General features: G+C 60.9%; 20 protein-coding genes. 15 read left to right on the forward strand and 5 right to left on the reverse strand.

The window, feature by feature from the left end:
* Positions 1-57: 57 nt before the first annotated feature.
* Positions 58-1,071: a porphobilinogen synthase gene (hemB, locus tag ACQZ6J_RS19225; RefSeq protein ID WP_163986202.1), complete on the reverse strand. Its 1,014-nt coding sequence runs from the start codon at positions 1,069-1,071 to the stop codon at positions 58-60.
* Between the two features lie 144 nt (positions 1,072-1,215).
* On the opposite strand from hemB, the gene ACQZ6J_RS19230 reads away from it, so the two are divergent.
* The 7 genes from ACQZ6J_RS19230 to ACQZ6J_RS19260 all read left to right on the forward strand — a co-directional run bounded on the left by ACQZ6J_RS19230 (position 1,216) and on the right by ACQZ6J_RS19260 (position 7,822).
* Positions 1,216-1,656 (forward strand): DUF6163 family protein, encoded by a 441-nt coding sequence (locus tag ACQZ6J_RS19230; RefSeq protein ID WP_112797217.1) that lies wholly within the window; start codon positions 1,216-1,218, stop codon positions 1,654-1,656.
* Positions 1,657-1,789: 133 nt separating this feature from the next.
* Complete coding sequence (gene ldtR, locus ACQZ6J_RS19235) at positions 1,790-2,305, forward strand: transcriptional regulator LdtR (protein WP_069616333.1); 516 nt, start codon at positions 1,790-1,792, stop codon at positions 2,303-2,305.
* Positions 2,306-2,815: 510 nt separating this feature from the next.
* Positions 2,816-4,129 (forward strand): L,D-transpeptidase family protein, encoded by a 1,314-nt coding sequence (locus tag ACQZ6J_RS19240; protein ID WP_163986201.1) that lies wholly within the window; start codon positions 2,816-2,818, stop codon positions 4,127-4,129.
* Between the two features lie 176 nt (positions 4,130-4,305).
* The gene (gene glyA / locus ACQZ6J_RS19245) at positions 4,306-5,604 is read left to right on the forward strand and encodes a serine hydroxymethyltransferase (protein WP_163986200.1); all 1,299 of its coding nucleotides are present in this window, start codon (positions 4,306-4,308) and stop codon (positions 5,602-5,604) included.
* 9 nt (positions 5,605-5,613) lie between these two features.
* Positions 5,614-6,090: a transcriptional regulator NrdR gene (nrdR, locus tag ACQZ6J_RS19250; RefSeq protein ID WP_015339425.1), complete on the forward strand. Its 477-nt coding sequence runs from the start codon at positions 5,614-5,616 to the stop codon at positions 6,088-6,090.
* A 2-nt stretch (positions 6,091-6,092) separates the two neighbouring features.
* Positions 6,093-7,202, forward strand: a complete 1,110-nt coding sequence (gene ribD, locus ACQZ6J_RS19255) for a bifunctional diaminohydroxyphosphoribosylaminopyrimidine deaminase/5-amino-6-(5-phosphoribosylamino)uracil reductase RibD (RefSeq protein ID WP_449085247.1) — start codon at positions 6,093-6,095, stop codon at positions 7,200-7,202.
* The gene (locus tag ACQZ6J_RS19260; RefSeq protein WP_449085248.1) at positions 7,202-7,822 is read left to right on the forward strand and encodes a riboflavin synthase; all 621 of its coding nucleotides are present in this window, start codon (positions 7,202-7,204) and stop codon (positions 7,820-7,822) included. Before ribD ends, ACQZ6J_RS19260 begins: the two co-directional genes overlap by 1 nt.
* A gap of 53 nt (positions 7,823-7,875) precedes the next feature.
* On the opposite strand, the gene ACQZ6J_RS19265 is transcribed toward ACQZ6J_RS19260, so the two are convergent.
* Genes ACQZ6J_RS19265 through ACQZ6J_RS19275 form a run of 3 tightly spaced genes read right to left on the reverse strand, consistent with a single transcriptional unit; the run spans position 7,876 to position 9,447 of the window.
* Positions 7,876-8,358 carry a GNAT family N-acetyltransferase gene (locus ACQZ6J_RS19265; protein WP_449085249.1) on the reverse strand — a complete coding sequence of 161 codons (483 nt, stop codon included), beginning with the start codon at positions 8,356-8,358 and terminating at the stop codon, positions 7,876-7,878.
* Between the two features lie 22 nt (positions 8,359-8,380).
* Positions 8,381-8,899, reverse strand: coding sequence for a GNAT family N-acetyltransferase (locus tag ACQZ6J_RS19270; RefSeq protein WP_449085250.1), 519 nt, complete (start codon positions 8,897-8,899; stop codon positions 8,381-8,383).
* 38 nt (positions 8,900-8,937) lie between these two features.
* Positions 8,938-9,447, reverse strand: coding sequence for a cupin domain-containing protein (locus ACQZ6J_RS19275; protein WP_163986195.1), 510 nt, complete (start codon positions 9,445-9,447; stop codon positions 8,938-8,940).
* A gap of 198 nt (positions 9,448-9,645) precedes the next feature.
* On the opposite strand from ACQZ6J_RS19275, the gene ACQZ6J_RS19280 reads away from it, so the two are divergent.
* The 3 genes from ACQZ6J_RS19280 (at position 9,646) to ACQZ6J_RS19290 (ending at position 12,973) form a co-directional block, all read left to right on the forward strand.
* The gene (locus ACQZ6J_RS19280) at positions 9,646-10,101 is read left to right on the forward strand and encodes a 6,7-dimethyl-8-ribityllumazine synthase (RefSeq protein WP_092710734.1); all 456 of its coding nucleotides are present in this window, start codon (positions 9,646-9,648) and stop codon (positions 10,099-10,101) included.
* Between the two features lie 3 nt (positions 10,102-10,104).
* Positions 10,105-10,587: a transcription antitermination factor NusB gene (nusB, locus tag ACQZ6J_RS19285; protein ID WP_107107680.1), complete on the forward strand. Its 483-nt coding sequence runs from the start codon at positions 10,105-10,107 to the stop codon at positions 10,585-10,587.
* Between the two features lie 247 nt (positions 10,588-10,834).
* Positions 10,835-12,973 carry a sodium-translocating pyrophosphatase gene (locus ACQZ6J_RS19290; protein ID WP_163986194.1) on the forward strand — a complete coding sequence of 713 codons (2,139 nt, stop codon included), beginning with the start codon at positions 10,835-10,837 and terminating at the stop codon, positions 12,971-12,973.
* Positions 12,974-13,048: 75 nt separating this feature from the next.
* On the opposite strand, the gene ACQZ6J_RS19295 is transcribed toward ACQZ6J_RS19290, so the two are convergent.
* Positions 13,049-13,561 carry an outer membrane protein assembly factor BamE gene (locus ACQZ6J_RS19295; RefSeq protein ID WP_163986193.1) on the reverse strand — a complete coding sequence of 171 codons (513 nt, stop codon included), beginning with the start codon at positions 13,559-13,561 and terminating at the stop codon, positions 13,049-13,051.
* A gap of 280 nt (positions 13,562-13,841) precedes the next feature.
* Here ACQZ6J_RS19295 and ACQZ6J_RS19300 point away from each other — a divergent pair, with 280 nt between their 5' ends.
* The 5 genes from ACQZ6J_RS19300 (at position 13,842) to ACQZ6J_RS19320 (ending at position 17,553) form a co-directional block, all read left to right on the forward strand.
* Positions 13,842-14,399: a ubiquinol-cytochrome C chaperone family protein gene (locus ACQZ6J_RS19300; protein ID WP_163986192.1), complete on the forward strand. Its 558-nt coding sequence runs from the start codon at positions 13,842-13,844 to the stop codon at positions 14,397-14,399.
* A 10-nt stretch (positions 14,400-14,409) separates the two neighbouring features.
* Entirely contained in the window at positions 14,410-14,967 is a 558-nt protein-coding gene (locus ACQZ6J_RS19305; protein ID WP_449085251.1) for a YceD family protein, read from the forward strand.
* A gap of 102 nt (positions 14,968-15,069) precedes the next feature.
* A complete protein-coding gene (plsX, locus tag ACQZ6J_RS19310; RefSeq protein ID WP_163986190.1) occupies positions 15,070-16,116 on the forward strand; it encodes a phosphate acyltransferase PlsX in 1,047 nt (348 codons plus the stop codon).
* A gap of 19 nt (positions 16,117-16,135) precedes the next feature.
* Positions 16,136-17,107, forward strand: coding sequence for a beta-ketoacyl-ACP synthase III (locus tag ACQZ6J_RS19315; RefSeq protein ID WP_163986189.1), 972 nt, complete (start codon positions 16,136-16,138; stop codon positions 17,105-17,107).
* A gap of 107 nt (positions 17,108-17,214) precedes the next feature.
* A complete protein-coding gene (locus tag ACQZ6J_RS19320; protein ID WP_112797246.1) occupies positions 17,215-17,553 on the forward strand; it encodes an integration host factor subunit alpha in 339 nt (112 codons plus the stop codon).
* Positions 17,554-17,693 lie beyond the last annotated feature (140 nt).

The following is a 17,693-nucleotide window of genomic DNA, read 5'->3' on the forward strand; positions in this document are numbered from 1 at the left end:
CATTTGCCGAACATATGGTATCGGCATCAGCAAATACAATAAGTGGGTGGCAGCAAGCTATTTCTTCGCCAGGTGTCTCGCCACATCCACCGCGAAATAGGTGAGGATGCCGTCGCATCCGGCGCGCTTGAAGGCGAGCAGGGTCTCGAGCATCACCCTCTCTCCGTCGATCCAGCCGTTTGCGGCTGCGGCCTTGATCATCGCGTATTCGCCGGAGACCTGGTAGGCGAAGGTCGGGAGGCCGAACGCCTCCTTCAGCCGCCAACAGATGTCGAGATAGGGCAGGCCGGGCTTGACCATCAGCATGTCGGCGCCTTCCTCGACGTCGAGCGTGGCGTCGCGCACGGCCTCGGTGCCGTTGGCCGGGTCGATATAATAGGTCTTCTTGTCGCCCTTCAGCAGGCCGCCGGTGGAAATGGCTTCGCGGTAGGGGCCGTAGAAGGCCGAGCTGAACTTCGTCGCATAGCTCATGATGCCGACATTCTGGTGGCCGGCTGCATCCAGCGCCTGACGGATCGCGCCGATGCGCCCGTCCATCATTTCCGAAGGCGCGATGATATCGGCGCCCGCATCGGCCTGGTAGACGGCAGCCCGCGCCACCTGCTCGACCGTCTCGTCGTTGACGATTTCGTTGCCGCGCAGGATGCCGTCATGGCCATGGCTGGTGAAGGGATCGAGCGCGACGTCGGTAATGACGCCAATATTCGGCACGGCCTTCTTGATCGCGGCGCTGGCAAGGTTGATGAGATTGTTTCTCTCGAGGCTGTTGGAGCCAGTTTCGTCGCGCAGCTCCATCTCGATGTTCGGGAAGGTGGCGAGGGCGGGAATGCCGAGATCGGCTGCTTCCTTTGCCGCTTCGACGGCCTTGTCCACGGTCATGCGGTTGACGCCGGGCATGGCGGGGATCGGCTCCAGGATGCCGGTGCCGGGAATGAGGAAGATCGGCCAGATCAGATCGTCGACGGTCAGCCTGTTCTCCTGCACGAGGCGGCGCGTCCAGTCGGCCTTGCGGTTGCGTCGCATGCGGCGATGTCCGGTGATCTCGTCGACCAGATGCGTCTTGTTTTCCATGATGCCGCCATCCTTCTTCGTCTATTTGTGGCCTTATTCCATGGGCAGCGTACCTACCACGCTGTCCCCAGGATTCAAAACCAGACGAAAGGCCGCAGCCATTATATTCTGGCGAGGCCGATGCCTCATACGTATTGTTCGCGCATGGAACCTGATTCTTCGACCGTACCCAAGAATACGCTGACGGACATCCTGTTCGTGCTGTTCTTGCGGCTGATCGCGATCGCCTGCTTCTGGCTCGGCCTGCAATATTGGGCCATGCTGGTCGGCTATTCGCTGGAAGGCCATGCGCGGTTCGACCTGCTCGCGCTGCCATGGAAGGTCGCAGCCGCCGGACTGGCCGTCGTCTTCCCGGTTGCCGCGCTCGGATTGTGGCTCACCGTCTCCTGGGGGCCGGTCATGTGGGTGCTGGCCGCAGGCGGGCAGGCATTGATGTATGGGGTCTGGCCGGAGATCTTCGGATCCAATCCCTTGATTATGATCTTGCATGCCTGCGTGGCCGTGATTTATTGCCTTTTCCGTGTCCTGCTCTGGCAGGAAAAGCGGCGCCGCCGCCGGCAGCAGGTAATGGTTGATTTACCCTGAGACACCAAGACTTCACGGTAAGGTGCTGTTAAGCCTGCAGTTTAAGTAGAATTTTATGTGTATTCGATAGGGTCTCACTCAAGGCGGGAAGAAAACGACACCGCCAAACAAAACAGAGTGAGGCCAAGTCATGATGAACACGAAAATCAAGCCGCAGGCAGTTGCGAACGCTCGGGATCAGCAGGTTGACGACATCCGGGCCCTCTACATGGAATCCCTTCACCTGGTCGAGCGTTTGCACCGCCGCCTGCTTGATGTCATCAAGGACGAGTTCGACCGTCAGGGTCGCGACGACGTCAATGCCGTACAGGCACTTCTCCTTTTCAACATCGGCAATTCCGAACTGACGGCCGGCGAACTGCGCTCCCGCGGTTTCTACCTCGGCTCCAACGTTTCCTACAACGTCAAGAAGCTGGTCGATCTCGGCTTCATCAACCATCAGCGCTCGCGCATCGACCGTCGCTCGGTCCGCATCAGCCTGACGGAGACGGGCCAGGACATCGCCGAAACCGTTGCCAAGCTCTATGAGCGTCACATCGGCTCGATCGACAAGGTCGGCGGCATCGGCACCGACGAATTCACCCAGATGAACAAGCTGCTGCAGCGCCTGGACCGCTTCTGGAACGATCAGATCCTCTATCGCCTGTAAGTAACGGCGCGGATCGATCACGCGACCTTCCAGTAAAAGCAAGCTGGACACGTTCCCTGCGTGTCCGGCTTGAACGCGTTGCAAAGCCGGTAGTTGTGCGTTTTTTGCCACGTCCACGCGTCACCTTCCGCTACATGTAACGTGTAGTGCGGCTAAGCCATTGACGGCGGGTGAATACACGCTATGAACCACGCGCAGCTGTGGTATTTTAGCAAATGCAGTTTGGCTTTTCTTTCGCCGTCGCATGGCAGGGCAAGTTTCATGCCGGGCGACACGAATTGGCCATATTGCTATGACAGCGGAAACTGACGGCAGGCAGCGTTCTCAAATTTCGATCTTCCAGCCCCAAGTCTTGGCTTCGCGATATTGTGATAGTTCGTGGCCGGGTTTTTGATGGCGCATTAAGGGAACGGATTGATATTGAGCGGCGTTACTTGGCGCAGGCTGCGCTATTTACTGCTTCCTCTCTAGGCTGCGCGTCATTAGATCGTAGCGTCGAACGGTTGGGATATGTCGAAGAAAAACGGAATTGAACCCTTTTCGCGCCGCTCCTTTTTGCGGTCGGCCGTAACTTTTGGCGCTGCCGCGTTGGCCGCACCGGCCCTCGCGCAAAACGCGACTCCACTGGAAGCGTTGATCAATGACCGTTCTCGCGGCAATTGGGACGACCAGTTCGACGCCAAGGCCGCGGCACGCACGGCCGCCGCCGTGCAGTCGAACACCCCGATTCTCGGGCCGGATTCCGTACCGAACATTCAGCAGGCGATCGCCCAGTATCAGAGCATCGTTGCCAATGGCGGCTGGCCGCAAGTCACTCCCACGAGCCAGCAGCCGCTGCAGATCGGCGTTACCGATCCCGCCGTGCAGTCCCTGCGCCAGCATCTGATGGTCACCGGCGACCTGCCGCGCGAGGCGGGCATTTCCTCGTCGTTCGACTCCTACGTGGACGGCGCCGTCAAGCGCTTCCAGGCCCGTCATGGCCTGCCGCCGGATGGTGTGATCGGCGATTTCACGCAGAAGGCGATGAACATTCCCGCCAATGTGCGCCTGCAGCAGCTGAACACCAATCTCGTCCGCCTTCAGACGTTCCCGTCCGACCTTGGCCGCCGTCACGTCATGGTCAACATCCCGGCGACCCGCGTTGAAGCCGTGGAAGACGGTCAGGTGGCGTTGCGCCACGAGGCGATCGTCGGTCGTGAATCGCGCCCGACGCACATCATCAATTCGAAGATCTACGAGGTCATCCTCAACCCCTACTGGACGGCGCCGCGCTCCATCATCATCAAGGACATCATGCCGCTGATGCGGAAGGATCCGACCTACCTGACGAAGAGCAACATCCGCCTTCTCGACGGCAAGGGCCAGGAAGTAGCGCCCGAGACGATCGACTGGAATTCGGACAAGGCGCCGGACCTGATGTTCCGTCAGGACCCGGGCAAGACGAACGCCATGGCGTCCACGAAGATCAACTTCCACAATCCCAACAACGAATACATGCACGACACGCCGGAGCAGGGCCTGTTCAACAAGCTGATGCGTTTCGACAGCTCGGGCTGCGTGCGCGTTCAGAACGTGCGCGACCTGGCGACCTGGCTGCTGGCCGAAACTCCGGGCTGGCCGCGCCAGCACATCGAGCAGGTCATCTCCACCCGCGTCAACACGCCGATCACCCTGGCGACGGAAGTGCCGGTCTATTTCGTCTATATCTCCGCCTGGAGCGCGGCCGACGGTATCGTCCAGTTCCGTGACGACATCTATAATCTCGACGGCAATTCCCAGCTGGCGCTCGACACGACCCAGGGCATGGAACAGCCGGTTCAGTAATCGGCAGATTTCGAGCTTGATTGTTATCGAAGCCGCATCCCTGGATGCGGCTTTTTCGTCTGCCGGCGTCGCTCATCGTAGAATGCCCAGCAAATGTCGCTGATCGTATTGCTCTCCGATCACCCTGACGCTAATACCGTCTGCATTGCCTTTCCGGCCGTTCAGGAGCTTTCACGATGACCAATGCGTCCACCGAACCCTTCTTCAATCGCTCGCTTGCCGATACCGATCCGGAAATCTTTGGCGCGATCGGCAAGGAACTGGGTCGCCAGCGGCACGAAATCGAACTGATCGCCTCGGAAAACATCGTCTCGCGCGCCGTGCTGGAAGCGCAGGGCTCGATCATGACGAACAAGTATGCCGAGGGATATCCGGGCAAGCGCTATTACGGCGGCTGCCAGTATGTCGACATCGCCGAAGAACTCGCCATCGAGCGCGCCAAGAAGCTGTTCGGCGTCAACTTCGCCAACGTCCAGCCGAATTCCGGTTCGCAGATGAACCAGGCCGTCTTCCTTGCGCTGCTGCAGCCGGGCGACACCTTCATGGGCCTCGACCTGAATTCGGGCGGTCACCTGACCCACGGCTCGCCGGTCAACATGTCCGGCAAATGGTTCAACGTCGTTTCCTACGGCGTTCGTGAAGGCGACAACCTGCTCGACATGGACGCTGTCCAGCGCAAGGCCGAAGAAACCAGGCCGAAGCTCATCATCGCCGGCGGCACCGCCTATTCACGCATCTGGGACTGGAAGCGTTTCCGCGAGATCGCCGACAGCGTCGGCGCCTATCTGATGGTCGACATGGCCCACATCGCCGGCCTCGTTGCCGGTGGCCAGCATCCGTCGCCGTTCCCGCATTGCCACGTCGCCACCACCACCACGCACAAGTCTCTGCGCGGCCCGCGCGGCGGCATGATCCTCACCAATGACGAGGATCTGGCCAAGAAGTTCAACTCGGCCGTCTTCCCCGGCCTCCAGGGCGGCCCGCTGATGCATGTCATCGCCGCCAAGGCCGTTGCTCTCGGCGAAGCGCTGCAGCCTGATTTCAAGGACTATGCCGCCCAGATCGTCAAGAACGCCAAGGCTCTCGCCGAAACGCTGATCTCCGGCGGTGTCGATGTCGTCTCCGGCGGCACCGACAACCACCTGATGCTGGTCGACCTGCGCAAGAAGAATGCCACCGGCAAGCGCGCCGAGGCAGCGCTCGGCCGCGCCTATGTCACCTGCAACAAGAACGGCATTCCGTTCGACCCCGAAAAGCCCTTCGTCACGTCGGGCGTTCGCCTCGGCACGCCGGCCGGCACGACGCGCGGCTTCAAGGAAGCCGAGTTCCGCGAAATCGGCAATCTGATCATCGAAGTGCTCGATGGCCTGAAGGTCGCCAATTCCGACGAAGGCAATGCCGCCGTCGAGGCCGCCGTGCGCGAGAAGGTGGTCAAGCTCACCGACCGCTTCCCGATGTACGGCTACATGGGCTGAGGAGGGCGCATGCGCTGCCCTTACTGCGGCTCTGAAGATACCCAGGTCAAGGACTCGCGCCCGGCGGAGGACAATACCTCCATCCGCCGGCGGCGCATCTGTCCGGATTGCGGCGGTCGCTTCACCACCTTCGAGCGCGTGCAGCTGCGCGAGCTGATGGTCATCAAGAAGACCGGCCGCAAGGTGCCGTTCGATCGCGACAAGCTGGTGCGCTCCTTCGAGATCGCGCTGCGCAAGCGTCCGGTCGATCGGGACCGGATCGAGCGGGCCGTTTCCGGCATCGTCCGTCGCCTCGAAAGCTCCGGCGAAACCGAGATCAGTTCCGAGCAGATCGGCCTTCAGGTGCTGGAGGCGCTGAAGAGCCTCGATGACGTTGCCTTCGTGCGCTATGCGTCCGTCTATCGCGATTTTTCCCATGCCGAGGATTTCGAGCATGTGATCGATGAGATCAACGCGAAGATCGCCCGCGATCCGCTGGATCCTTGACCATGGCAGCGCGGCCCGAGGACGAACGTTTCATGGCCGAGGCCATCCGTTTGTCGCGCAGGCATCTCGGATTGACCTCGACCAACCCGTCCGTCGGCTGCCTCATCGTCAAGGATGGCGTCGTTCTCGGCAGCGGCGTGACGGCCGTCGGCGGCCGCCCGCATGCCGAGCCGCAGGCTTTGGCCGAAGCGGGAGAAGGGGCGAGGGGCGCTACCGCCTATGTGACGCTGGAGCCCTGTTCTCACTACGGCAAGACCCCGCCCTGCGCCGAAGCCTTGATCGCCTATGGCGTGGCGCGCGTCGTCATCAGCGTCACCGATCCTGATCAGCGCGTATCCGGTCGCGGCATCGCCATGCTGCGTGACGCCGGCATCGAGGTCGATACCGGCATTCTGGAGACGGAAGGCAGGCGGTCCCTGGCGGGTTATCTCATGCGCCAGACGAGAAACCGGCCCTATGTGACTCTCAAGCTTGCCGTTTCCGCCGATGGCATGATCGGCAAGACGGGCGAGGGGCAGATTCGTATTACCGGCGATGCCTCGCGCGCGCAGGTGCAGATGCTGCGCGCCGAAAGCGACGCCATTCTCGTCGGAATCGGCACGGCGATCGCAGACGATCCGGAATTGACCTGCCGCCTTCCGGGCCTGGAAGATCGCTCTCCCCTGCGCATCGTTATCGACGAAGACCTTCAACTGCCGCTCGGCAGCAAGCTGGTGAAAACGGCGCGGCAATATCCTGTCATCGCCGTTGCCGGCCACCAGCCACCCTTTGACGAGAATACGGATAACGCCTTTTTGGGGCGCCGCGCCGCCCTCGATGCCGCTGGCGTCGAGGTATTGCAGTCCAATTCGGCCGAGCCGGGAGAATTGCTGGAAGCGCTCGGCACGCGCGGGATTTCCTCCCTGCTGGTGGAAGGCGGGGCCAAGACCGCACGGCGTTTCCTCGATGCCGGAATGGTCGACCGCATCCTGCTGTTTCAGGGGCCGGCCGATATCGGCGAAGGCGGTATTGAATCGCCCGTCCTCAAATCCAATATCCCACCCAGTTTCATGCATATCGGCGAAAGCCGCTTCGGCGACGATCGCTGCGACGAATTCGAAAGAGGTTTTTGATGTTTACCGGAATTGTCACCGACGTCGGCACGGTCGAAACCGTTTCTCCGCTCAAGGAAGGCATCAAGCTGCGGGTCGCCACCAACTACGATCCGGCGACGATCGACTTGGGCGCATCGATTTCGCATGCGGGCGTTTGCCTGACAGTCACCAAACTGCCGGAAGAGGGCAGCAACGGACGCTGGTTCGAGGTCGAGGCCTGGGAAGAAGCGCTGCGCCTGACGACCATCGGCACCTGGGAAGCCGGAGCCAAGATCAACCTCGAGCGTTCGCTCAAGATTGGCGACGAGCTCGGCGGCCACATCGTCTCCGGCCACATCGACGGCAAGGCGGAAATTCTCTCCGTGACGGCCGAAGGCGAGGCCACGCGCTTCCGCCTGCGTGCGCCGGAACACCTCGCAAAATTCGTCGCGCCGAAGGGTTCGGTTGCGCTCGACGGCACCTCGCTGACGGTCAATGCCGTCGACGGTATGGAATTCGACGTGCTCCTGATCCGCCATTCGCTCGAGGTCACGACCTGGGGCGAGCGCAAGGCCGGTGACTTCGTCAATTTCGAAGTCGACACCATGGCGCGCTACGCGGCCCGGCTGGCCGAATTCCCGGTCGTCCGCGAAGGCTGAGCTGAACAGGTCGGGCCGGTTTGACGGCGGGGCGAATAGGCGCTCCGGCTGCTTTATGCGAGCATCTTCTCCATAAGAAAATTCGCCAGTGTCTGGCCGCGCTTTACGACTTGTTGCGCGGTCAGGACTGCAAAGCCCTTGCGCTCGAAGAAGGGGCGGGCGGTCAGGCTCGCCTCCGTGAAAATCCGCTGTAGACCCTGTCTGCGGGCGGCGCTTTCGACGGTGGCAAGCAACAGGGTGGCGACGCCCTTTCCCTGATAGTCGGGAGCGACGAACATCATATCCAGGAGGCCATCCGACGTGAGGTCGGTAAAGCCGATGGGCAAGGAACCATCCATTGCAAGCCAGGTCGGCCGGCTTGCCCGATACCGTGCCCAGACTTCGGTGTCATCGACCTTCGCCCAGGCCGCGATCTGCGCCGGGCTGTAATCCTTGGACGACACCTCTCGAATGGCCCGCAGGAAAATATCGATCGTCGCCTGCGCATCACCTAGCTCGTAAGGCTTGATGGAAAATCTCTCTCGCGAAACTGGCATATCATGCGCCCCCGGCCGCGACCTAGCGCTCGAACATCGCGTTGGGCCTGCCCTTGAAGATCAATTCGCCGATGCGGCGAAAGCCGATCTTCTCGGCGACCCGCAGCGATGGCTTGTTTTCCAGCTCCACGATGCAGGTCATGCGCTGTCCTGCGAATTGTTCATCCGCCCAGGTGATCGCCGCGCTCATGGCTTCCGTCGCATAGCCCTTGCCCTGCATCGGCGGCGCGATGCCCCATCCGGCCTCCAGCGTGCCTTCCGTCATCGGCGTCATGTCGCGATGCAGATCGAGAAAGCCCACTTCGCCGATCAGTCGGCCGCTTTGGCGTTCCTCGACGGCGAAGAAACCGAAGCCGAGATGGTGCCAAAGGCCGGCATAACGCAGGAGGCGCGCCCAGACCTGCTCGCGCGTCGGCATCTCGCCGCCGATGAAGCGCACGAGATCCCTGTGTTTCCAGAGGGCAAGAAATTCGTCGAAATCGTCCAGCCTGTGCCCGCGCAGCAGCAGCCGGTCGGTCGTCAATGTCGGAATACTGGTCATAAGATCTGGATCTTTGCTGAAAATACCCTTGGTGACGTTCAGTCGTTCGAGGCGCCAGGTTCGCCATCCCAGTAATCGAGATCGGTGGCGGCGGCGCGGCCGATCACATGGAACGTCGTCTTGTCGTCGCGATTGGTCTTGGCGAGGAACTTGCCGGAATCGGGATATTCGACGATTTCGGTCCGCGCCTTGGTGGAAACGGCGAGATAGACCAGCACGGCGGGGCCTGTGTTGATCAGCTGATGCGCGGTCTCCGGGCCGCCGGCCGGCGCACCCAGCACGTCGCCCTTGCTGACGGCGACGCGTTTGTCGCCGAAGCGATACTCGCCTTCGCCATCGAGGATGACGAAAAGCTCTTCCTCGACGTGATGGTTGTGGAACGGACAGCCGGACTTGCCGGGCGGTACTTCGTTGTAGCTGATCCCGAGGTTCTTCAGTCCCAGCATAGCCCCGAACGAGGCGTCGCTGCCGGCAAAGAAGCTGCCCTGCTGCCAATGACCCAGTTCAAGCTCGCCGACATTGACGGCGGGTGTGGATTTCTTCGTCATGAACCTCCCCCTCTGCAGGCCTGAAATTATTACTGAAGCGGCTACACGCGTGGAAGCTACAATTTCCGTGATGCCCCGATCATTTCCAAATAGGGCCGGAATCGGCGCCGGCCATTGAAAAACACTTGCCAAGGGCGGCCCGCCGTGGTTTGTCCCGCCTTTACAAGGTGCCGCGCCCTCTCAATCCGCAGGTGATGTATGACCAGCTCTTCCAATGCACACATCCTTATCGTCGAAGCTCGCTTCTATGACGATATGGCAGATGCCCTGCTCGACGGCGCCAAGGCTGCCCTCGACGCGGCTGGTGCGACCTACGACGTCGTGACCGTCCCGGGCGCTCTGGAGATCCCGGCGGCGATTGCCATGGCGCTCGATGGCGGGGATAATGGCAATGTGGTCTATGACGGCTACGTGGCGCTCGGCATGGTCATCCGCGGCGAGACCTATCATTTCGATATCGTCGCCAATGAATCCTCGCGGGCGCTGATGGATCTGGCCGTCAGTGAATCGCTGGCGATCGGCAACGGCATCCTGACCGTCGAGAACGATGAGCAGGCCTGGGCTCGCGCCCGCCGTTCGGACAAGGACAAGGGCGGCTTTGCCGCTCGCGCAGCGCTGACCATGATCGCGCTGAAAGAGAAGTTGGGTGCATAATACATGAGCAATCAGGATAACGAGCGACCGGCAAAAACCGCCAATCAGCGGGGCGCGGCGCGTCTCGCGGCGGTGCAGGCGCTCTATCAGATGGATATCGGCGGAACCGGCGTTCTGGAGGTGGTGGCCGAATACGAGGCTCATCGTCTCGGGCAGGAGCTGGACGGCGAGACCTATCTGAAGGCCGACGCATCCTGGTTCCGCTCCATCGTTTCCGGCGTCGTGCGCGAGCAGACCCGGCTCGATCCGCTGATCGGCTCCGCCCTTCAGGACGACTGGGCGCTGTCGCGCCTCGACAGCACCGTACGCGCCATCCTGCGTGCCGGCACATTCGAGCTTCTCGACCGCAAGGACGTTCCGGTTCCGGTCATCGTCACCGAATATGTCGAGATCGCACATGCCTTCTTCGAAGAGGATGAGCCGAAGCTCGTGAACGCCGTGCTCGACCGAATCGCCAAGCAGGTTCGCGGCGAAGCGAAGAAATAGCGCTCGCCCGGCATTCCAAAGGCGGCAGGGGACGCTTTCGTTTCCTTCGTTCGCACCTGATTTGATCTTCGAATATTCTTTTGAACCTCCTGCGGGTGTTTTACCTGCGGGCGGTCTTGACGCGACGTTTTCCCGACAGCAATCTCGCACTGCACATCAGCCGGTCTTCTGGAGGAGGGGACCGGCCGTTGTCGCAGGCGGCCGGGGGAGGAGTGAACCGCCGGCTTTTTTGGAGGGAAAAAGCGAAATGTCGATTCTTTTAGGAGTGATCGCATGCGGACTGCTCTCGGTCATTTATGCCGTATGGGCAACCCGGTCGGTGCTCGCTGCCGATCAGGGCAATGCCCGCATGCAGGAGATTGCCGGGTATATTCGTGAAGGAGCGCAAGCCTATCTGGCGCGCCAATATAGAACCATCGCCATTGTCGGGATCATTGTTTTCATCGCGGCCTGGCTCCTTTTGTCGTCCGAAGCCGCTTTCGGCTTCCTGATCGGCGCAATCCTCTCAGGCGCCGCAGGTTTCATCGGCATGCATGTCTCCGTGCGCGCCAATGTCCGCACGGCGCAAGCATCGTCGCAGAGCCTGTCCGCGGGCCTCGATATCGCCTTCAAGTCGGGTGCCATCACCGGCATGCTGGTCGCGGGTCTCGCCCTGCTTGGCGTGTCCATTTATTTCTACGTGCTGACGGGCATTCTGGGCCATGAAGCCGGCTCGCGCGACGTCATCGATGCGCTGGTCGCCCTCGGATTCGGCGCTTCGCTGATTTCGATCTTCGCCCGTCTTGGCGGCGGCATCTTTACCAAGGGTGCCGATGTCGGCGGCGACCTCGTCGGCAAGGTGGAAGCCGGCATTCCGGAAGACGATCCGCGCAATCCGGCCACCATCGCCGACAACGTCGGGGACAACGTTGGCGATTGCGCCGGGATGGCCGCCGACCTGTTCGAGACCTATGCGGTGTCCGTCGTTGCGACGATGGTCCTCGCCTCGATCTTCTTTGCCGGTTCGCCGCTCCTCGGCTCCGCCATGATCTATCCGCTGGCGATCTGCGGCGCCTGCATCATCACCTCGATCATCGGCACCTTCTTCGTGAAGCTCGGTGCCAATGGCTCGATCATGGGCGCGCTCTACAAGGGCCTCATCGCAACGGGACTTCTGTCGATCGTCGGGCTGGCCGCTGCGACCTCGCTGACCATCGGCTGGGGCTCGATCGGCACCGTCGCAGGCTTCGAGATCACCGGCTCGAGGCTGTTTACCTGCGGTATCGTCGGCCTCATCGTCACCGCGCTGATCGTCGTCATCACCGAATACTACACCGGCACGAACAAGCGGCCGGTCAACTCCATCGCCCAGGCATCGGTGACCGGGCACGGCACCAACGTCATCCAGGGCCTTGCCGTCTCGCTCGAATCGACGGCGCTGCCGGCGCTCGTCATCGTCGGCGGCATCATCGCCACCTATCAGCTCGGCGGCCTGTTCGGCACCGGCATCGCGGTCACCGCCATGCTCGGCCTTGCCGGCATGATCGTCGCACTCGACGCCTTCGGCCCGGTCACGGACAATGCCGGCGGCATCGCGGAAATGGCGCATCTTCCGCCGGAAGTGCGTAAATCCACCGACGCGCTGGATGCGGTCGGCAACACGACCAAGGCCGTCACGAAGGGGTATGCCATCGGCTCGGCCGGCCTCGGCGCGCTGGTCCTGTTTGCGGCCTATTCGAACGATCTGCAGTATTTTGCGGCTCACGGCGACAAGTTCCCGTATTTCGCCAATGTCGGCACGATCTCGTTCGAACTGTCGAACCCCTATGTCGTCGCCGGCCTGTTGTTCGGCGGCCTCATTCCTTATCTCTTCGGCGGTATTGCCATGACCGCTGTCGGCCGCGCCGCAAGTGCGATCGTGGAAGAGGTGCGCAAGCAGTTCCGCGAAAAGCCGGGCATCATGCAAGGCACGGAGCGGCCGGACTACGGTCGCGCCGTCGATCTTCTGACCAAGGCCGCCATTCGCGAGATGATTATTCCGTCGTTGCTGCCGGTCCTGGCCCCCGTGGTCGTCTATTTCGGCGTCCTGCTGATATCCGGCTCCAAGGCCTCGGCCTTTGCGGCTCTTGGTGCCTCGCTGCTCGGCGTCATCATCAACGGCCTGTTCGTCGCCATCTCGATGACATCGGGCGGCGGTGCGTGGGACAATGCCAAGAAGAGCTTCGAGGACGGGTTCGTAGACAAGGACGGGACGCGCCACATGAAGGGTTCGGAAGCCCACAAGGCATCCGTGACGGGCGACACCGTCGGCGACCCTTACAAGGACACGGCAGGTCCCGCGGTCAATCCGGCGATCAAGATCACCAACATCGTCGCGCTGTTGCTGCTTGCCGTTCTCGCTGGATAAGGAAAGCAAACCGAACGCATAAAGAAAACCCGCGGGGCAGAGCCTCGCGGGTTTTTCATTGGAAACCTGCCCGGCTTATTGGCCCGGGTTGAGGTTGTTGAGGAAGTTCCTCGCACCGTTGACGCCGCCGGCTGCGCCACCCTGCAGGATCTGCTGCAAGAAGGTGATGTCGCGACCGCCAGTCGGCGTCGTGCGGCTGATCATGTCGAAGACCTTGCCGTCCTTCAGCGTGTAGTTGGCTTCCTGCTTCACGATGCCGTCCTTGTCGAAATAGATCGCCAGGATGTTCTGGTCGACCAGCTTCGGCTTCATGAAGGCGACGGCACGCGTGCGCTTCTGGGAGATATAGTAGAAGACTTCGCCGTCGAAGGTTGCCGTGGTCGACGGCGTGCCGAGCGACAGCAGAACCTGCTCGCGGCTGGAGCCGACCGGCGCAAGCGCGAGCGATTGCTGATCGAAGATGTAGCCGTTGTTCATGACCTCGCTGGTCTTGCAACCCGAAAGTCCCACGGTCGCGATCACCAGGGCGATGGCGGCACTGCTGCTGAAATTTATGTCAGACTTGAAATACCGTCTGGTCAACGACATCCCATCTCCCCTAATGAATCAATCCGATGGCCGAATGGCCGGTGTGACCTTGCTGTGCATATCATTGTGGCCTTTCCGCGATTGAAAAGGCACAATGACCTTGTTCGGGCATTCTTCATCACCGATCATTCACAACGTGACGACGGTGAGGGCTGGAGCCACGAAGCGGGCACAAACGGCATTGCAATTCGCGCCTGCTTCGGTAAACCAGCTTTTGCGTGGATGCAACAAGGCCAAGCAAAAACGGCACGTTCTGAGGGAGCCAATTCCGGGAATTTTCATGATTTTTGGGCTCTTCCGCAAAAGAAATCACAATCAGATCATCGTCGTCAGGCAGTATGAAGTCCTGACATCCATGGCGCGACAGGCGGTTTTCTATACCGATTACGACGTGCCGGATACGGTGATGGGGCGCTTCGAGTTGCTGTCGGTGATGATGATCCTGTTCTTTCGCCGCACGCGATCTTCCGCGACCAGCGGTCAGGAGCTCGCGCAGGAAATCGTGGACGCCTTCTTCGAGGACATCGATTATTCGATCCGCGAACTTGGAATCGGCGACAACAGCATTCCGAAGCGGATGAAGAAGCTGGCCGGCATGTTTTATGGGCGGCTCGAAAGCTATGCGACAGCCATGGACGGCAATGATCGCGCAGCGCTTGCCGTGGCGCTACGGCGCAACATCTATCCCAAGGCGGACGAAAATGCGGCATCGATGGATGCGCTGGCCGGCTGGATGATCGCGGCCGAGGCACATCTGGCGACCGTTACCGAAGACCATATCGCCACGGGTTCGGCGACGTTGCCGTTGCCCGAAAGGCTCGACCGGCAGGTCGGCTAGGAGAAGAAAAATGAAAAGACATGACTCCGACGAGACACCGTTTTCCTACCCCGTGAAGGTGGGCCATATTTCCGCCAATCCGGTGGACGTGCATGTCGAGGCGGACAAGCGCGAGCTTGTGGGGCTTGCCGCCCTCTGGGACGTGCTTTCCGTGGAGAAGCTCGAGGCCGATCTCAAGATCTCGCGCTGGAAGCGCGACGGGCTGCGCATCAAGGGCAATGTGAAGGCGAAGATCGTTCAGGCCTGCGTCGTCACGCTCGAGCCGGTCGAATCGGATATCGATGAGGACTTCGAGCATATCTTCATACCGGAGGACTCGAAGCTGGCGCGTGCGCCGTCGGTGGATGCGGGAGAAATGGTGCTCGATCCGGATGGTCCGGATCTTCCGGAGACCTTTACCGGCGACACGATCGATGCCGGGGAGGTCGTGGCGGAGTTTGCCGCTCTCGCCATCGATCCCTATCCGCGCAAGCCCGGCGTAGAGTTCGACGCGCATATAGAAGACACGGGTGAAGACGACAGGAAACCTTCGCCGTTTGCGGTTCTGAAAGACTGGAAAAAGGAATAGACCCGCTTGGCAATTGAGCACAATTCAGTTGTAACCGGGGGAGAAAACGGTATTTTGACGCCAAATTCGCCATGCTAGGCGGAGAAAAAGGACCAGGGACGCGTGATCAGAATTTCTCTTGACCTAATGGGTGGCGACTTTGGCCCAGAGGTTGTTGTTCCCGGCGCGGCCAAGGCGCTGGATAGGCATCCAGATATCACGTTCATCTTGTACGGACAGAAGGATCGCTGCGAAGCGGTCCTCGCAAAATATCCAAAGCTTCGTGAAAAGTCGGTTTTTCATGAATGCGAAGTCGCCATCAGCATGGACGAGAAGCCGAGCCAGGCGCTTCGCCGCGGCCGCTACGTCTCCAGCATGTGGCGTTCGATCGATGCGGTGAAGTCAGGCGATGCCGATGTCGTCGTATCCGCCGGCAATACCGGCGCGCTGATGGCGATGGCGAAATTCTGCCTCCGCACGATGGCCAATATCGAACGTCCGGCGATAGCGGCGATTTGGCCGACGCTGCGCGGCGAAAGCATCGTGCTCGATGTCGGCGCCACCATCGGCGCCGACGCGCAGCAGTTGCTCGATTTTGCCCTGATGGGCGGCGCCATGGCGCGCGCGCTCTTCGAGATCGAACGGCCGACCGTCGGCTTGCTGAATGTCGGTGTCGAGGAGATCAAGGGCCAGGAAGAGGTCAAGGATGCCGGGCGTCTCATTCGCGAGGCCAACCTCGAGTCGCTCGAATATTCTGGTTTCGTCGAAGGCGATGACATCGGCAAGGGCACTGTCGACGTCGTGGTGACGGAAGGTTTTTCCGGCAATATCGCCCTGAAGGCGGCGGAAGGCACGGCAAAGCAGATCGGCTCCTATCTCCGTGCCGCCATGTCGCGCACGCTGCTCGCGCGCATCGGCTATGTCCTTGCCAAGGGCGCTTTCGACCTGCTGCGTGAAAAGCTCGATCCGAGCAAGGTCAATGGCGGTGTCTTCCTCGGCCTCAACGGCATCGTCATCAAGAGCCATGGCGGCGCGAATGCCGAAGCCTTCGCCGCAGCCATCGATGTCGGCTACGACATGGCCAAGAATGGACTTACACAGAAAATCGAGAATGATTTGAAAAGATACCATGCCAAGCGGCTGCCTCCCATAGGGCCGGAAGCGGCATGAGCGACGGGGTACAAGCAGAATGATCCGTTCAATTGTTCGCGGCTTCGGGGCGGCGCTCCCGAAGCGCGTCCTGACCAATGCCGAAATGGAGCAGATTGTCGATACCAGCGATGACTGGATCGTCCAGCGCTCCGGTATCCGCCAGCGCTATATCGCCGGCGAGGGCGAAACCACGGCCTCTCTCGGCGAGCAGGCGGCCCGCGCCGCCCTTGCCAATGCCGGCTTGACGCCGGACGACATCGATCTCATCATCGTCGCCACCTCGACGCCGGACAATACCTTTCCCGCCACCGCGGTGAACATCCAGAACCGGCTCGGCATGCATCATGGCTTTGCCTTCGACGTGCAGGCCGTTTGCACCGGCTTCGTCTATGCGGTGACGACGGCGGACGCCTATATTCGCGGCGGCCTTGCCAAGCGTGTTCTCGTCATCGGCGCCGAGACCTTTTCCCGCATTCTCGACTGGACGGACCGCACGACCTGCGTTCTTTTCGGTGACGGCGCGGGCGCGCTGATCCTCGAGGCAGGCGAGGGGAGCGGCGCCAATACCGACCGTGGCGTGCTGACGGCAAGCCTGCGCTCCGATGGTGCGCATAAGGAAAAGCTCTATGTCGACGGCGGCCCTTCCACGACGGGAACGGTCGGCGTCCTGCACATGGCGGGCCGCGAAGTGTTCAAGCACGCCGTCGGCATGATTACCGATGTCATCCAGGCTGCCTTCGACGCGACCGGAACCAGCTCGGACGACCTCGACTGGCTGGTGCCGCATCAGGCCAATCGCCGCATTATCGACGGTTCGGCCAAGAAGCTCGGAATTGCTCCCGAGAAGGTTGTGGTCACCGTCGACCTCCATGGCAATACCTCGGCCGCGTCGATCCCCCTGGCACTTGCCGTCGCGGCAGGCGACGGTCGAATCAAGAAGGGCGATCTGGTGATGCTGGAGGCCATGGGTGGTGGCTTCACCTGGGGCGCCGTCCTGTTGCGTTGGTAGTGTCGCATCTCTAAAAGCCGGTCCGAACAAGAGCTTGACCGCTCGGCGCAAGGGCAATAGTCTCGCGAAACTCAAAGAATATTACGCAGCGATATGGGCGGGGAGCTATGACAGGCAAGACAGTGACGCGCGCAGATTTGGCGGAGTCGGTATTCCGGAAGGTCGGTCTCTCCCGAACGGAGTCGGCGGAACTCGTTGAGACTGTGATCGATGAAATTTGCAACGCCATCGTGCGTGGGGAGACCGTAAAGCTCTCCTCGTTTGCGACCTTTCAGGTGCGCGACAAAAATGAACGCATAGGGCGCAATCCGAAGACCGGCGAGGAAGTGCCGATCTCTCCGCGGCGTGTGATGACCTTCAAGGCGTCGAACGTTCTCAAGACCCGCATTCTGAAAGCGCATGCGAGCCGCAAGGCGAAGGCCAAGCCGGCAAATCCTGCCTCCTGATTCCATTTTGACGTTTATTCGTTCGGCCGGATGGCTCGTCCTGCGGCCGATTTGTGCTGTCTTTCCTTGCTGTTTGTTGCCAGCTTGTGCAACAGCTGAAGATGTGACTTGAATTTCCGCCGCCAAACCGTTGAAATATG

The organism is Rhizobium sp. A37_96 (assembly GCF_053521765.1).

Bases quoted from the DNA above. Each gene is read 5' to 3' on its own strand.
- hemB (WP_163986202.1), bottom strand. From the start codon at position 1,071: ATGGAAAACAAGACGCATCTGGTCGACGAGATCACCGGACATCGCCGC.
- ACQZ6J_RS19230 (WP_112797217.1), top strand. From the start codon at position 1,216: ATGGAACCTGATTCTTCGACCGTACCCAAGAATACGCTGACGGACATC.
- ldtR (WP_069616333.1), top strand. From the start codon at position 1,790: ATGAACACGAAAATCAAGCCGCAGGCAGTTGCGAACGCTCGGGATCAG.
- ACQZ6J_RS19240 (WP_163986201.1), top strand. From the start codon at position 2,816: ATGTCGAAGAAAAACGGAATTGAACCCTTTTCGCGCCGCTCCTTTTTG.
- glyA (WP_163986200.1), top strand. From the start codon at position 4,306: ATGACCAATGCGTCCACCGAACCCTTCTTCAATCGCTCGCTTGCCGAT.
- nrdR (WP_015339425.1), top strand. From the start codon at position 5,614: ATGCGCTGCCCTTACTGCGGCTCTGAAGATACCCAGGTCAAGGACTCG.
- ribD (WP_449085247.1), top strand. From the start codon at position 6,093: ATGGCAGCGCGGCCCGAGGACGAACGTTTCATGGCCGAGGCCATCCGT.
- ACQZ6J_RS19260 (WP_449085248.1), top strand. From the start codon at position 7,202: ATGTTTACCGGAATTGTCACCGACGTCGGCACGGTCGAAACCGTTTCT.
- ACQZ6J_RS19265 (WP_449085249.1), bottom strand. From the start codon at position 8,358: ATGCCAGTTTCGCGAGAGAGATTTTCCATCAAGCCTTACGAGCTAGGT.
- ACQZ6J_RS19270 (WP_449085250.1), bottom strand. From the start codon at position 8,899: ATGACCAGTATTCCGACATTGACGACCGACCGGCTGCTGCTGCGCGGG.
- ACQZ6J_RS19275 (WP_163986195.1), bottom strand. From the start codon at position 9,447: ATGACGAAGAAATCCACACCCGCCGTCAATGTCGGCGAGCTTGAACTG.
- ACQZ6J_RS19280 (WP_092710734.1), top strand. From the start codon at position 9,646: ATGACCAGCTCTTCCAATGCACACATCCTTATCGTCGAAGCTCGCTTC.
- nusB (WP_107107680.1), top strand. From the start codon at position 10,105: ATGAGCAATCAGGATAACGAGCGACCGGCAAAAACCGCCAATCAGCGG.
- ACQZ6J_RS19290 (WP_163986194.1), top strand. From the start codon at position 10,835: ATGTCGATTCTTTTAGGAGTGATCGCATGCGGACTGCTCTCGGTCATT.
- ACQZ6J_RS19295 (WP_163986193.1), bottom strand. From the start codon at position 13,561: ATGTCGTTGACCAGACGGTATTTCAAGTCTGACATAAATTTCAGCAGC.
- ACQZ6J_RS19300 (WP_163986192.1), top strand. From the start codon at position 13,842: ATGATTTTTGGGCTCTTCCGCAAAAGAAATCACAATCAGATCATCGTC.
- ACQZ6J_RS19305 (WP_449085251.1), top strand. From the start codon at position 14,410: ATGAAAAGACATGACTCCGACGAGACACCGTTTTCCTACCCCGTGAAG.
- ACQZ6J_RS19315 (WP_163986189.1), top strand. From the start codon at position 16,136: ATGATCCGTTCAATTGTTCGCGGCTTCGGGGCGGCGCTCCCGAAGCGC.
- ACQZ6J_RS19320 (WP_112797246.1), top strand. From the start codon at position 17,215: ATGACAGGCAAGACAGTGACGCGCGCAGATTTGGCGGAGTCGGTATTC.